This window comes from Chryseobacterium antibioticum (genome assembly GCF_012927325.1).
In the GTDB taxonomy this organism is placed as follows: domain Bacteria; phylum Bacteroidota; class Bacteroidia; order Flavobacteriales; family Weeksellaceae; genus Chryseobacterium; species Chryseobacterium antibioticum.
In genome coordinates this window covers 121,871-135,593 of the sequence record NZ_JABBGI010000007.1, presented here as the reverse complement: position 1 = coordinate 135,593, position 13,723 = coordinate 121,871, and the positions used below count along the sequence as shown (strand labels likewise).

Here is a 13,723-nt window from a genome sequence, read left to right as displayed (position 1 = left end):
AAGAGCTTCTACGCCTGCTTTTTGAAATGTTTTCTACCCAAAATCCAGGTGGAAATAGTGGTAAATGTTACTACGGTGATTGAACTGATTGGCATGATGATTGCTGCAAAGAGCGGATGCATATGGCCTGTAACTGCGTAACTTAAACCAACGATATTGTATAGAAAACTGATTATGAATGTCATTTTTACAATAGTGATTGAGCCTTTGCAGACATTCAGATAGTTATCCAGGGTCACTACTTTATCACCATTCATGATTACATCGGAAGAAGGTGTGAAGCTATTGGTGTCATCAGAGATAGCGATTCCTACGTTACTTTGTTTAAGCGCTCCTGCATCATTCAGTCCGTCTCCTAGCATGGCTACTTTCATATTCTGATCCTGAAGGTTCTTGATGTAGTTCAGCTTATCCTCCGGGCTTTGGTTAAAAGCCATTCCCTGGTAGTTCGGGATCAGTTCCTTAAGCTGGTTTTCCTCAGAAGAGTTATCACCGCTCAGGATGAATATTTTATAAGAAGTAAGTTTTGTAAACAGTTCTTTTAATTTCGGACGGTATTCATTTTTGAAGATAAATTTACCAACAAACTCATCATTTTTACTGATGTAAACAGCGGTTTCAAGGTTTTTAGGTTCCTGGTTGTTATAGCGGGCAGAACCGATCTTATAAAGGCTCCCTCTTACCCTTGCTTCGTATCCTTTTCCTGAGATCTCCCGGAAGTTTTCAACAGGGAAATAGTCATCATTTACGTCTATGAATTCGTATAGTGACTTAGAAAGCGGGTGATTGGAGTTCTTTAATAATGTTTTGATATTCAGTTGGTCAAAATCACTGATTTCAACACCTTCGTATCTGATGTTGGACTTTTTTGTGTGGGTAATGGTTCCTGTTTTATCGAAAACAATAGTATTTAATTTGGCAATCTTTTCGATCGTCAAGGTATCTTTTACATAAAACTTATTACGGCCTAATATTCTCATAATATGGCCGAAGGTGAACGGTGCAGATAAGGCAAGAGCACACGGACATGCAATGATAAGTATGGCTGAGATAACCTGGAACATAATCTTCAGATCAATAAATGCCCAATAAATCCCAGAGATTAAAGCAATGCCTAAAATAATGAATGTGAAGTATTTACTGACGTTGTTGGTCAGTGTATCAAGGCCTGTTTCGTGCTTTTTGAATGCTTCCTTATTCCAAAGCTGTGTCAGATAACTCTGGTCAACATCTTTGATCACCTCAAGCTCTAGTGAAGATCCGATTTGTTTTCCTCCGGCAAAAATCTTGTCACCCGGCTGTTTGCTGATGCTTTCACTTTCTCCGGTGATGAAGCTGTTGTCTATATTTCCTTCTCCGTTGATCAGGATGGCATCCACTGGAATGATTTCCTGGTTTCTTACCAAAATCCTGTCGCCGACCTTAATTTCGGAAAGAAGGATGTTGTTCTGTTTTCCCTCGAAATCCACTTTGGTAACGGCGATAGGGTAGAATGATTTGTAGTCCCTGTCATAGGATAGTGCGCTGTAGGTCCTTTTCTGGAAGATTTTACCCATTAGCATGAAAAATAACAACCCACACAGGGTGTCGAAATATCCAGGACCGTAATTGGTCACTACTTCATAAATGCTTCGCCCGAAAAGAACAAGAATACCCAGTACGATTGGAACATCAATATTCACGATCTTATTTTTTAAACCATACCAGGCAGATTTATAATAATCCGAAGCAGAATAAAAGACAACCGGGCATGCCAGAAGAAACATCAGTGTTCTGAAAAGTCCTTTGTAATGCTCCATCCAGAAATCTTCGCCACCTACATATTCAGGAAAGGCAAGGAACATACTGTTTCCGAATGCAAACCCTGCGATTGCAAATTTTATAAGAAGAGATTTATCAAGATGATCTACATTTTTATCGGCTGTTTCAAGGCTGATAACAGGTTTGTAACCGAGATTGGTTAAAAAAACAGCTAGTTCGCTTAATTTTAGATCGTTATGATTGAATGAAATCTGTAAAGTCTTTCTTGTGAAATTGACCTGTGAATAATTGATATGTTCATTCAATGTATGAAGGCTTTCCAGAAGCCATATGCAAGAAGAACAATGTATTACGGGGATTTTAAAAGTAACAAGGCTGGTCTTTCCTTCTGAGAAATCCGTTACCTTTTCAAAGATTTCCGGAGTATCGAGGTATTCAAACTGTGAAGAGTTCTCATCACCGGGACGAATTCCTGCCTTCTTATTTAGTTCGTAGAAATTAGTTAAATTATTGATATTCAGAATCTCGTATACAGATTTACATCCGTTGCAACAGAAAGTCTTTTCATCAAACAGAATTCTCTCTTTTTCTATACCTTGACCACAATGAAAACAGTTCTCGCTCACCTCATAATATATTGAACTACAAAATTATAACAATTTTTTTTGTTTATCGCGTTAAAAAGTTCTATTTTTGTGATAAATGTCATATAAAATGTCGCAGGAACAACAGATTGCAATGGAAGAGAGGTTCGCCAGAGTTTTTAATGATAAATCATTTAAGGAAAGACTTTCTAGCACTGATTTTGAAAAGTATATTAACGGCAAAAAAAAATTGAGTTTTCAAAAACACGATACTATTTTTGAGGACGGGGAAACTCCGAAAGGAGTGTTCGTTTTAGAAAAAGGAGCTGCTAAACTTTCAAAATCCGGAGCTTTTGGAAAAGACCAGATTTTAAGATTTATAAAAGAGGGGGACATCATCGGTTATCGTTCATTGCTTTGCGGGGAAAATTTCCAGGCAAAGGCAGAGGCTATGACAGACATTGAATGCATTTTCCTTCCCGCAGATATTTTCATGTATCTTCTGGAAGTAGATCCGCAGCTTTCTTTTGCAATGCTTCAGAAAATCTCTTACGAATTAGGAGAGTCATCCAATACCATTACCTTCCTTGCACAGAAAACAGTAAGGGAAAGACTGGCAGAAATTCTAATCCTTCTGGAACAGAAACTGGGGGTAGATCCTGAAGGATTTATCAAAATTTCGCTCACCAGAGAAGAAATTGCCAACATCATTGGTACCGCTACAGAAAGTGCCATCCGTTTGATCTCTGAATTCAAACAGGACAGTCTTATAGAAGTAGACGGAAGAAACATCAAAATTCTGAACCACGACAAACTGATGAAACTAGGTCACGTAGTTTTATAACAATCATACAAAAACTTAAGTCGGCGAAAGCTGACTTTTTAACTTTTAAAAATAGATACATTATGTCTGTTCACTCTGAAATTAAAAAAGTTACGACTGAAACCTTGCGTAAAATGAAATTCGACAAGGAAAAAATAACGATGCTTACGGCATATGATTTTACCACTGCAAAAATGGTAGATGCCGGAGGTGTTGACGCTATTTTGATAGGAGATTCTGCAGCCAATGTGATGGCTGGTTTTGAAACAACTTTGCCGATCACTTTAGATCAGATGATTTATCATGCTCAAAGTGTTGTTCGTGGAGTAGACAGAGCCCTTGTAGTAGCAGACCTTCCCTTTGGAACCTACCAGAGTAATCCTGAGAAAGCATTGGAGTCTGCGGTTAGAATGATGAAGGAAGGAGGTGCTCATGCTGTAAAAATCGAAGGTGGTAAAGAAATCTCAAAATCTATTAAGAAAATTATCAATGCCGGAATTCCTGTGATGGGACATTTGGGTTTAACACCCCAGTCTATCTACAAATTCGGAACCTATAAAGTAAGGGCTAAAGAAGAAGCTGAAGCAGAAAAACTGATCAGCGATGCGCAGCTTTTAGAAGAATTGGGGTGTTTTTCTATAGTTTTAGAGAAAATACCAGCTGATTTAGCCAAAAAAGTATCAGAAAGCATTACGATTCCCACCATAGGAATCGGAGCTGGAGCTGACTGTGACGGGCAGGTTCTTGTGTACCACGATATGGTAGGAATGAACAAAGGTTTCAGTCCGAAGTTTTTGAGAAGATATCTTGATCTCTATACAGAAATTACAGGAGCGGTTGCTCAGTATGTAAAAGATGTGAAAAATGTTGAATTTCCTAACGAAAATGAAAGCTACTAATTGATGATGAACCAACAACAATCACTTCAGGGAATTTTATCAATCGCAGCAATTATATGCATGGCGGTAGGCTGGTTTAATTTATTCTCTCCGGAGATCAACGAGCTTCTTTCCAGAAAAGTTTTTTATGTATTGATAGGAGCGAGTTTCTTCGTTCAGGCACCATCGCTTCCCAATAAAAATTTTATGTACGGGATGTATGCGGCAGCGGCACTTTGTGTAATCGGCGCATTTTTACCGGCAGATTCTAAACTTTCAATGCTTAAAACAATCGGTCTTCTTGGAGGAATCATTATTTCTTTGACTAACAGACCAAGGCGTTCGTAATGTATGAAAGAGCAGATTGTATATGAAGACAACCATCTTTTGGTCGTTAACAAAAAAGTAGGACAGCTTGTTCAGGGCGATAAAACCGGTGATGAATCTTTACTGGAGTCCATTAAGAATTTTATAAAGAAAAGAGATGACAAACCGGGAAATGTTTTTCTCGGTTTGGTTCATCGTATAGACCGCCCAACTTCGGGTCTGGTCATTTATGCCAAAACGTCCAAGGCACTTTCCCGTCTTACACAGATGGTCAAAAACAGAGAAGTCAAAAAAACCTATTGGGCTGTGGTGGGAAAAGAAATAATTCCCCAGAGCCAGCGACTTGTTCATTATTTAAAGAAGAACGAAAAAAATAATAAAGCGAGTGTCTTTACAAAAGTAACGGAGGGTGCCAAAGAAGCGATTCTCACCTATTATATTATCAAGATATTAGATAATTATATGTTGCTTGAGATTGATTTGGAAACCGGAAGACATCACCAGATCCGTGCTCAGCTCTCTAAAACAGGAATTCCGATCAAAGGAGATCTGAAATATGGAGCACCCCGCTCAAATCCGGACGGTGGTATTAATCTTCATGCAAGAAAACTGGAGTTTATTCATCCTGTTACTAAAGAAGAAATAGAAATTATAGCTCCCGTTCCACAGAATGATGCCATCTGGCGAGCTTGTGAAGAATAAAAATAGCTGTACTTGAGGTTTAATCTTTGTTTTGCAAGCCAATTTTTTAATAGAAAACTTTTAAAATAATATGAGATCATTTCAATTCTGAGATGGTCTTTTTTATTTTAAGCAAAACTTAGATTTTGCCTGTTCTCAAAAAATACCTACCTTCGTCACAACTTTAGGGGTGTCTGCAAATAGGCAGACTGAGACTTTACCCTTTGAACCTGATCTGGATTATACCAGCGTAGGGAAAAGTAAATGACTTTTGCTGTACATTCTATTGTGCAATAATGGCCATTCCTAAAGTATATATAAAATAATTAGGAATGGAACTTACAATCAACCACACGACGAAAACATTTGAAGTACTTCCCGAAAATCTGGAAGAATTGATGGCTATGGAAGTACCCGGAAAGAAAAAAGGGATAGCCGTAGCCGTGAACAACCGTATTATTCCACTGTCTGCCTGGACAGAAACCCTCCTTAAAGACAAAGATTCAGTTTTAATCATTACTGCCACTCAGGGCGGATAATTCTCATTTAATAATACAAAAACTTATGGCTCATTCAATCACATGTTCGCCATTTCCGAACGCCAGGAAAATTTATGTTGAAGGAAAAATACATCCTATCAGCGTAGCAATGCGGGAAATCCATCTCAGTCCGACACGTCTTACCAATGGAACACTGGAAGAAAATTCTCCGGTAACCATTTATGATACTTCGGGGCCTTATACAGATGGAAATGCATCAATTGACATTATGAAAGGGCTTCCAAGAATCCGGGAGCAATGGATTCTGGACAGAAAGGATGTAGATGTCCTGGAGGGAATCACTTCAGAATATGGAAAAGCACGTCTTGCAGATTCCCGGCTCGATGAGCTGCGTTTCAGGTATGATCACAAACCTAAGGTCGCTAAAGACGGATTTGAACTTACCCAGCTTTACTACGCAAAACAGGGAGTCATTACCCCCGAAATGGAATATGTAGCCATCAGGGAAAATCAGCGTATTGAACAACTGGATACGGTTCCCAGAGAAATGGCAGTGCAGCATCCGGGAAACAGTTTTGGCGCCAATACCCCAAAAGGAAAGATCAGTCCGGAATTCGTTAGAGATGAAATTGCAGCCGGAAGAGCAATTATCCCTAATAATATCAATCATCCGGAAAGTGAACCGATGATCATCGGGCGCAATTTCCTGGTTAAAATTAATGCTAATATTGGTAACAGTGCTGTTTCCTCAAGCATTGATGAAGAAGTGGAAAAAGCAGTCTGGGCCTGCCGCTGGGGAGCAGATACCATCATGGACCTTTCCACAGGAAAAAATATCCACGAAACCAGAGAATGGATCATCAGAAACAGTCCTGTTCCTATTGGGACGGTTCCGATTTATCAGGCTCTGGAAAAAGTAAAAGGAGTCCCTGAAGATTTGACGTGGGAAGTTTTTAAGGATACCCTGATCGAACAGGCAGAACAGGGAGTATCCTATTTTACGATTCATGCAGGAGTATTATTAAGATATATCCATCTGACCGCTAAAAGAGTGACGGGAATTGTTTCCAGAGGTGGTTCCATTATGGCAAAATGGTGTCTTTATCATCACAAAGAAAACTTTTTGTACACCCATTTTGAAGAGATCTGTGAGATCATGAAGAAATACGACGTAGCCTTCTCTCTGGGAGACGGACTTCGACCGGGTTCTATCGCCGATGCAAACGATGCTGCCCAATTTGCAGAACTTGAAACCTTAGGTGAACTGACCAAGATCGCATGGAAACACAATGTACAGGTGATGGTGGAAGGGCCGGGTCATGTACCCATGCATATGATCAAAGAAAATATGGAGAAGCAACTGGAAGAATGCCATGAAGCCCCGTTTTATACCTTAGGCCCATTGACAACGGATATTGCACCAGGTTATGATCATATTACTTCAGGAATTGGAGCGGCCATGATCGGCTGGTTCGGCTGTGCGATGCTTTGCTATGTAACCCCGAAAGAACATTTGGGTCTTCCTAACAAAGAAGATGTAAAAGTTGGAGTAATCACTTACAAACTTGCTGCACATGCTGCAGATTTGGCCAAAGGTCATCCCGGTGCCCAATACAGAGATAATGCATTAAGTAAAGCCAGATTTGAGTTCAGATGGGAAGATCAGTTCAATCTTTCATTGGATCCCGATACGGCAAGAGCCTATCATGACGAAACTTTACCCGCAGAAGGAGCTAAGATTGCCCATTTCTGTTCCATGTGCGGTCCAAAATTCTGTTCCATGAAAATTACCCAGGAAATCCGGGATTCCGCAGAAAAAGGGATGCTGGATAAGTCCCAGGAATTTATTGAAAAAGGAAAAGAAATTTATATATGATCCTTGTGATCACTCCTGAAGCTCCTGTTCAAAATGAGACAGAAATAATCAATCAGCTGTTTCACGAAGGATTGGATTTGCTTCATATCAGGAAACCTTTGACTAGTAGAGAAGAAATGAAAAGTTTCCTGGATGGTATTAATGAGCAGTTTTATCCTCAATTAGTATTACATGGGTTTTATGATCTGATAATGGAGTATCCTGTTTCCCGTCTTCATTTCAGGGAAGCAGATAGGCTAACCGAAGGTTTTAAATCTTATACAAACGAATATATTATTTCAACCTCGGTGCATGATATGGAGACTTTTAATGGCTTGGAAAAAGAATGGAAATATGCATTTGTAAGTCCTTTTTTTTCGAGTATTTCTAAAAAAGGTTATGGTGAACAATCTACTGTGATGGAAGATATCAAATACAGAAATAATCAGGATGTCAAATTGATTGCATTGGGTGGAATTAATAAAGATAATATCAGTAAAACCTTTGAAAGCGGAGCAGACGGAGCAGCACTTTTGGGAGCGGTTTGGGAAAGTGATCAGCCATTAAATGCATTCAAAAAATGCAGGCAGAAATACCTTTTGTTGTAGGTTTATAGAAATAGTATTCATCATTCAGTTTAATAATGGAAAAATTACAATACATATCACAGGGACAGACAAGACGGGAACAGGAACACAATATCCGCACCGCTTTAGACCATGGGATACAATGGCTTCAGGTCCGCTGGAAAAATGCTTCAGAGAAAGAATTAAATGAACTCTGTGTGGTTTCAAAAAAGCTCTGTTCAGAATATCAGGCGGTCTGTATCATCAACGATCATGTTCAGATCTCAAAAGAAATAGATGCTGACGGTGTTCATCTGGGTTTAAATGATCTGTCCATTGAAGAAGCAAGAACTGTTTTAGGACATCATAAGATCATCGGTGGTACAGCCAACACCTTATCAGATGTGATCCAAAAAATAGAAGAACAGTGTGATTATATCGGTCTTGGACCCTTGAGATTTTCGGCTACTAAAGAAAAACTCAGTCCGATTTTAGGGTTTAAAGGCTATCAGGATATCGTTAATGGTTTAGAAGAAAAATCAATCACCATTCCGAAGATTTTTGCGATTGGAGCCGTTGTGCTTGAGGACGTAGAGCTGTTGCAGCAGATCGGACTCTATGGAGTAGCGGTCTCGGGGCAGATCACCAATCGCCCGGCCGCCATCAGTGAATTTAAAAAAGCAATGATATGAATAATCAAAAATTAATAATAGCAGACCGAATATTTGATTCAAGGCTGTTTCTGGGAACCGGGAAATTTGGAAACCTCAGTGAAATGGCCACCTCTGTGATCGCTTCAGGAACAGACATGGTCACCATGGCCTTGAAAAGAATAGATTCCGGAGCAGCAGAAGACGGATTGCTGGATTCATTAAAAGAAACCCATGTTCATCTTCTTCCCAATACTTCAGGCGCCAGAACGGCAAAAGAAGCAGTACTGGCTGCACAGCTTGCAAGAGAGGCTCTGGAAACGAACTGGGTGAAATTAGAGATCCATCCCGATCCGAAATACCTTCTTCCGGATCCTATTGAAACCTTGTATGCAACAGAAGAGCTAGCCAAACTTGGATTTATCGTGATGCCTTACATTCATGCCGATCCTGTTTTGTGTAAACGCCTGGAAGATGCTGGAACCGCTGTGGTAATGCCTTTGGGAGCTCCGATCGGAACCAATAAAGGATTGAGGACTTTAGATTTCCTGGAGATTATCATCAGCCAGAGCAACGTTCCCGTTGTGGTAGATGCTGGAATCGGAGCCCCTTCAGATGCTGCAAAAGCGATGGAAATGGGCGCTGATGCCGTTTTAGTCAATACCGCTATTGCCGTAGCAAGAAATCCAGTCAATATGGCTTTAGCCTTTAAAGAAGGAGTCATTGCAGGAAGAAGAGCTTTTGAATCAGGACTGGGGGCAATAGCGGATCATGCTGAAGCCTCAAGTCCATTGACCTCCTTTTTATTTGAATAAAAACAGCAGAAAAAAATGAACAGCTTTAAAGATGTTTTTGACCGCTATCAGTGGGATGAGATAAAGGACAGGCTCGGAAAAGTTACCCACTCAGATGTACTGAATAGCCTTCAAAGGAAGCATAAAACCTTAGATGATTTTTTGAATCTGCTTTCTCCTGCTGCTGCACAGGAGCTTGAACTGATGGCAAAAATGACCCGTCAGCTTACCCAGAAACGCTTTGGAAAGACAATTCAGCTGTATGCACCCATGTACCTCAGCAATGAATGTCAGAACATCTGTACCTACTGTGGTTTCAGTCTGGATAATGACGTAAGGAGGAAAACCCTTTCTGATACGGAGCTCATGATTGAAGGCTCTGTTTTAAAATCTATGGGAGTGAATCACCTCCTGTTAGTAAGTGGAGAAGCCAATAAAACGGTGGGAATTTCTTACTTTCTGAATGCCGTCCGTCTGCTGAAGCCTCATTTTGCCAATATCTCGATCGAGGTACAGCCTTTGTCAGAAGAAGAATATCTCCAGCTGCATCAGGAAGGTGTTTATTCTGTGTTGGTGTATCAGGAAACTTATCATCAGGAAGTGTATAAAGAATACCATCCCAAAGGGAAAAAATCCAATTTCCATTTCCGCTTAGATACTCCGGACAGGATTGGAAGAGCTGGAATTCATAAGATCGGGCTTGGAGTTCTGCTTGGACTGGAAGACTGGCGTGTAGACAGTTTCTTTAATGCTTTTCACATTGATTATCTCCAGAAACAATACTGGAAAAGCCGCTTTTCGGTGTCCTTTCCAAGACTCAGGCCCGCAGAAGGAATTATTGAGCCTAATTTTATCATGGAAGATAAAGACCTGTTGCAACTGATCTGCGCCTACAGAATCTGGAATGAAGACCTGGAAATCTCCATATCGACCAGAGAAAATGAAAAATTCAGGAACAACATTATATCACTGGGAGCAACAGCCATGAGTGCAGCTTCAAAAACAAATCCCGGAGGTTATGCCGTTGATGTAGAATCTCTCGAACAGTTTGAAACCAGTGATGAACGCAGCATGGAGGAAGTGAAAAACAGCATCAGAAAAGCCGGCTACGACCCGGTTATGAAAGACTGGGATCCTGCGTACAGTGGATTTTAAAAAATTAAACCATTAAGAACAGTGAAGTCATTAAGCCTAATTAAGAAAAATCAATTTTTTTAAACCTTAAAGCACGGCTCCCCTTAATATCTCTTAATAGCTTAAAAAATCTTAATGGTTCAAAACAATTATAGCAAAATGAAAAGCGAAGATATTTTTGCAAGATACAGCCGGCAGATATTCATAGAAGAAATCGGGCTGGAGGGGCAAAAGAAAATAAGGTCGTCCAAAGTACTTGTCATTGGGGCAGGAGGCTTGGGAAGTCCCGTTATTCAATACCTCGCAGCAGCCGGAGTCGGAACTTTAGGCGTGGCCGATTTTGATGAGGTGGAACTTCACAACCTGAACCGCCAGATCATTCACAATGAAAATACAGTTGGGATTTCGAAGACCAAAAGTGCGGAAGCCTTTGTGAAAAATCTTAATCATCAGGTGAAATTAATAGGAATTAATAAGAAAATTGATAGCTTAAATGCAGAGGAAATCCTTTCAACATATGATATTATTGTTGACGGATCGGATAATTTTGCCACCAGATATCTGATCAATGACACCTGTGTGAAACTTGGAAAACCATTAGTGTACGGAAGTATATTGGGTTTTTCAGGACAAACTGCTGTATTCAACTATCAAGGAAGCAAAAATCTTAGAGATTTGTTTCCGGAATCGCCCTCTGACGAAAATTTGCCGGATTGTGACAGTCTCGGAGTGCTGGGAGCACTGCCGGGAATTGTAGGGAGCATGATGGTTCTGCAGGTTTTAAAGATGATCACCGGGCTTCTCGTATATCCTGATCAGCTTACCCTTATCGATACCCTGAATTGGAGATTCCAGACCTTAGATTTTTAAATGATATTGTTTTTAAATAAATGAGGCCGTAAAATTTCTTTACGGCCTCATTTTATATAGATCAATTACTAGGGAGTTTGCATGACGCCCGTCTCCTCTTTTTTAGTCTGGTTCAGGATATTAGGATCCTCTTTCGCCAGTTTATTTCTGGTTGGAATTTTATAATTGATAGAAATTCCGAAGTTTCTCGTATCATACTTGCTTCTGATCATCACAGCCTGTCCCTCAGGCGGATTGGAATAGACCTGCATCACCTGTCCGTTGAAGATATCATTCGCGAAAACAGACACTGTCAAACGGTTGTTCATGAATTTTTTCGTCAGGGTGACATCCAGATTATTATTGAACGGTTTATCTGCTGTAAAGTAGAAATAACCTGCTTTTGGAGTCAGATAACTGTAGTTGGCCGTCAGTTTGATGTCTTTCGGTAAAAGCAACTGAGTCATAATATTGAAGATCCAGAACCCTTTATTGTTTAAATTGTCGATCTCATGCTTCTGATATCCTGCGTACAGATACATGAAATTAATTTTATCAGGATTAAAATCAAACTTCATGATCTCGCTCATCGGTTTGCTGAAGATCATAAACGGAATCGGAAGACCCAGATTGAAGTTGTGAATTTTCATATTGGAAATATTCACCTGTCTATTGAAAAGATTCTTACCGTCTTTCATGACGATCTGAGCGACCTGGTCTTTAGCAGAACTTACGCTGTATCCAATAAAAGCATAATCAAAGGCTGATACTTTTAATTCATAATTATCAAAGATTGTAGGCTGAAGATCCGGGTTACCCGTGACCTGTGTATTCGGGCTGCCGAATGTTACGTTATTCGGGTTCAGGGCAGAAATACTCGGAAGACTGATTTTTTTGTTATAGTTGGCCGCCACGTATACCTGGTTCATCAGGTTGTATTGTACACTTGCGTTAGGAAAAAGCTTAAACTTATTGAAGGTGGTAAGATCTCTTTCAAGAACAGCACCGTCCTTTATGGTTCTTGTAATCCCTGAAATATCATAATTTTCAGCACGGGTGCCTAAAATAAAGTCAAACTTCTTAAGTTTTGCCTGAAATTCAAGATAAGTAGAAGCCGTTTGTCTCTGATATTCTAAATTGGTAAGCCCTTTACTCTCCGTATCATAATCCTGTCTTTCATATAAACCGCCTAAACTCACTTTCCCGCCATCCAGAAGCTTTATCGGTTGAGAATAATCGACCTTGAAATTCGCGATCCTCATATCCGATTTATTATTAAGGACATCATTAATCCCGGCATTACGGAAAAATTGCCCATTATCGGTATAATTACCTTTCTGGAAAAAATTATCCTGAGCAAACTTACTGTCAGATTTCGTATATCCAAACTGGAAGTCCAGCTTTTGAGACTTGTCGCTGAAACGCTTCTGATACGTCACAACCGCTTCCTGTCTTAGATTGTTGGTATGAGCCACATCCGATGCTTGATAATCAGCTTCCCGGTATTTGATAGGATCAAGGCTGACAAGGATGTCGGCAAGTCCTCTACTGGCGGTATAGTTGTCATTATTGTTGTGGTAAATATCATAGTTCACCAATAATCTGTCCTGTCCAAGATCAAAAGTAAGACCTGATTTCGCAAAATACCCACGTCCTATTCTGTCTGTATTGTTATGAAGAATTACGTCCTGATCACCGTTCAGCATACTTTCACGATAATTCTGACCCACATTCAGCTGCCAGCCGAATAGTTTATTTCTTGCATTCAGATTCACAGAATGCGTTGTTCTGCTTCTGAACTTATCGTAGTTGGTAAACGAGTAGTTTCCCGAATAGGTTGCTGTTAAATACTTATTGGCGTTTTTATTCGTAATGATATTCATGATGGCGCCTCCTGAAGTGGCAGGGAATTCTGCTCCCGGCTGCGTAATCACCTCAATTTTTTCCACCGAATTGGCAGGCATCCCTTCAAGAAAAGAATTTAATTCATTGGAGGTAATATTTAGAGGTCTTCCGTTCAGGTACACATCCAGGATTTTACCCTGATACATCATTCCCGCAATATCGGTAGCCACCAATCCCGGAAGTTTTTTAATACCTTCCAGAACGTTACCGTTGTTAAGCTGGGGTTGTTCAGAAAAATCAAAAATAGTACGGTCTGCTTTCTGTTCAACGGCTTTTTTAGTTTTCGTAATAACTACGCCTTCAATTTGCTTTTCCTTCACTGCATTATTGCTGCTCTTCTCTTGCGAGTAGGCAAAAAAAGATCCCAACAGGGATAAAGCTAATATAGTTTTTTTCATAATGTTTTTTACTACTGT

Annotated in this window: 13 protein-coding genes and 1 riboswitch; of the genes, 11 read left to right on the top strand and 2 right to left on the bottom strand. The window is 40.0% G+C overall.

Translation table 11 applies throughout. The features are described 5' to 3' along the window. Positions 1 to 8 precede the first annotated feature (8 nt). Positions 9 to 2,387, bottom strand: a complete 2,379-nt coding sequence (locus HHL23_RS07215; RefSeq protein WP_169234136.1) for a heavy metal translocating P-type ATPase — start codon at positions 2,385 to 2,387, stop codon at positions 9 to 11. 88 nt (positions 2,388 to 2,475) lie between these two features. Between HHL23_RS07215 and HHL23_RS07210 the strand changes: the two genes are divergently transcribed. From HHL23_RS07210 to HHL23_RS07160, 11 genes are all read left to right on the top strand, one after another. Then, a complete protein-coding gene (locus HHL23_RS07210; RefSeq protein WP_169234135.1) occupies positions 2,476 to 3,189 on the top strand; it encodes a Crp/Fnr family transcriptional regulator in 714 nt (237 codons plus the stop codon). Between the two features lie 62 nt (positions 3,190 to 3,251). Next, complete coding sequence (panB, locus tag HHL23_RS07205) at positions 3,252 to 4,067, top strand: 3-methyl-2-oxobutanoate hydroxymethyltransferase (RefSeq protein ID WP_169234134.1); 816 nt, start codon at positions 3,252 to 3,254, stop codon at positions 4,065 to 4,067. A 3-nt stretch (positions 4,068 to 4,070) separates the two neighbouring features. Beyond that, positions 4,071 to 4,394: a hypothetical protein gene (locus HHL23_RS07200; RefSeq protein WP_169234133.1), complete on the top strand. Its 324-nt coding sequence runs from the start codon at positions 4,071 to 4,073 to the stop codon at positions 4,392 to 4,394. A 3-nt stretch (positions 4,395 to 4,397) separates the two neighbouring features. Then, the gene (locus HHL23_RS07195) at positions 4,398 to 5,075 is read left to right on the top strand and encodes an RluA family pseudouridine synthase (protein ID WP_169234132.1); all 678 of its coding nucleotides are present in this window, start codon (positions 4,398 to 4,400) and stop codon (positions 5,073 to 5,075) included. 155 nt (positions 5,076 to 5,230) lie between these two features. Then, a riboswitch (TPP riboswitch) is annotated at positions 5,231 to 5,328 on the top strand. A gap of 58 nt (positions 5,329 to 5,386) precedes the next feature. Further along, positions 5,387 to 5,593: a sulfur carrier protein ThiS gene (gene thiS / locus HHL23_RS07190; protein ID WP_169234131.1), complete on the top strand. Its 207-nt coding sequence runs from the start codon at positions 5,387 to 5,389 to the stop codon at positions 5,591 to 5,593. A gap of 25 nt (positions 5,594 to 5,618) precedes the next feature. Further along, complete coding sequence (thiC, locus tag HHL23_RS07185) at positions 5,619 to 7,430, top strand: phosphomethylpyrimidine synthase ThiC (RefSeq protein WP_169234130.1); 1,812 nt, start codon at positions 5,619 to 5,621, stop codon at positions 7,428 to 7,430. Then, entirely contained in the window at positions 7,427 to 8,017 is a 591-nt protein-coding gene (locus HHL23_RS07180) for a thiamine phosphate synthase (RefSeq protein WP_169234129.1), read from the top strand. Before thiC ends, HHL23_RS07180 begins: the two co-directional genes overlap by 4 nt. Before the next feature lie 32 nt (positions 8,018 to 8,049). Continuing rightward, positions 8,050 to 8,667 (top strand): thiamine phosphate synthase, encoded by a 618-nt coding sequence (locus tag HHL23_RS07175; protein WP_169234187.1) that lies wholly within the window; start codon positions 8,050 to 8,052, stop codon positions 8,665 to 8,667. Then, positions 8,664 to 9,440 (top strand): thiazole synthase, encoded by a 777-nt coding sequence (locus tag HHL23_RS07170; RefSeq protein ID WP_169234128.1) that lies wholly within the window; start codon positions 8,664 to 8,666, stop codon positions 9,438 to 9,440. Before HHL23_RS07175 ends, HHL23_RS07170 begins: the two co-directional genes overlap by 4 nt. A gap of 15 nt (positions 9,441 to 9,455) precedes the next feature. Next, complete coding sequence (thiH, locus tag HHL23_RS07165) at positions 9,456 to 10,574, top strand: 2-iminoacetate synthase ThiH (RefSeq protein WP_169234127.1); 1,119 nt, start codon at positions 9,456 to 9,458, stop codon at positions 10,572 to 10,574. Between the two features lie 138 nt (positions 10,575 to 10,712). Beyond that, a complete protein-coding gene (locus HHL23_RS07160) occupies positions 10,713 to 11,423 on the top strand; it encodes a HesA/MoeB/ThiF family protein (RefSeq protein WP_169234126.1) in 711 nt (236 codons plus the stop codon). A gap of 68 nt (positions 11,424 to 11,491) precedes the next feature. Here the strand turns inward: HHL23_RS07160 and HHL23_RS07155 are convergent, their stop codons facing one another. Next, complete coding sequence (locus HHL23_RS07155; RefSeq protein ID WP_169234125.1) at positions 11,492 to 13,705, bottom strand: outer membrane beta-barrel family protein; 2,214 nt, start codon at positions 13,703 to 13,705, stop codon at positions 11,492 to 11,494. Between the last annotated feature and the right edge of the window lie 18 nt (positions 13,706 to 13,723).

What these genes read in the sequence shown, in the direction of transcription:
- thiS (WP_169234131.1), top strand. Translation starts at nt 5,387, where the DNA reads ATGGAACTTACAATCAACCACACGACGAAAACATTTGAAGTACTTCCC.
- HHL23_RS07160 (WP_169234126.1), top strand. Translation starts at nt 10,713, where the DNA reads ATGAAAAGCGAAGATATTTTTGCAAGATACAGCCGGCAGATATTCATA.
- panB (WP_169234134.1), top strand. Translation starts at nt 3,252, where the DNA reads ATGTCTGTTCACTCTGAAATTAAAAAAGTTACGACTGAAACCTTGCGT.
- HHL23_RS07180 (WP_169234129.1), top strand. Translation starts at nt 7,427, where the DNA reads ATGATCCTTGTGATCACTCCTGAAGCTCCTGTTCAAAATGAGACAGAA.
- HHL23_RS07155 (WP_169234125.1), bottom strand. Translation starts at nt 13,705, where the DNA reads ATGAAAAAAACTATATTAGCTTTATCCCTGTTGGGATCTTTTTTTGCC.
- thiC (WP_169234130.1), top strand. Translation starts at nt 5,619, where the DNA reads ATGGCTCATTCAATCACATGTTCGCCATTTCCGAACGCCAGGAAAATT.
- HHL23_RS07170 (WP_169234128.1), top strand. Translation starts at nt 8,664, where the DNA reads ATGAATAATCAAAAATTAATAATAGCAGACCGAATATTTGATTCAAGG.
- thiH (WP_169234127.1), top strand. Translation starts at nt 9,456, where the DNA reads ATGAACAGCTTTAAAGATGTTTTTGACCGCTATCAGTGGGATGAGATA.
- HHL23_RS07210 (WP_169234135.1), top strand. Translation starts at nt 2,476, where the DNA reads ATGTCGCAGGAACAACAGATTGCAATGGAAGAGAGGTTCGCCAGAGTT.
- HHL23_RS07200 (WP_169234133.1), top strand. Translation starts at nt 4,071, where the DNA reads ATGATGAACCAACAACAATCACTTCAGGGAATTTTATCAATCGCAGCA.
- HHL23_RS07195 (WP_169234132.1), top strand. Translation starts at nt 4,398, where the DNA reads ATGAAAGAGCAGATTGTATATGAAGACAACCATCTTTTGGTCGTTAAC.